Source organism: Pseudomonas sp. PME37.24/006, assembly GCF_055556635.1.
Window position 1 is genome coordinate 1 of record NZ_JBVHNL010000116.1, and the last position, 269, is coordinate 269.

1 protein-coding gene is annotated in these 269 nt (G+C 55.4%); it reads left to right on the forward strand.

All coding sequences use genetic code 11. The annotated features are described in order from the left end of the window. The coding region (locus tag ACZ3GY_RS24070; RefSeq protein ID WP_465912264.1) for an S-adenosylmethionine:tRNA ribosyltransferase-isomerase at positions 1-269 on the forward strand (269 nt) is incomplete at both ends.

Below are 269 nucleotides of genomic sequence, written 5' to 3' on the forward strand. Positions count from 1 at the left end.
TACCACCAGCCTGCGTGCGCTGGAAGCGGCCTCACAAGATGGCACACTCAAGGCAGGTGCGGCGGAGACCAGCATTTTCATTACGCCGGGTTATCGCTTTCATACGGTCGACAGGTTGATCACCAATTTTCATCTGCCCAAGTCCACCCTGTTAATGCTGGTGTCGGCCTTTGCCGGTTATGACACCATGCGTGCGGTGTATGCCCATGCCATTGCCGAGCGTTATCGCTTTTTTAGTTATGGCGATGCCATGCTGTTGAGCCGCGAGC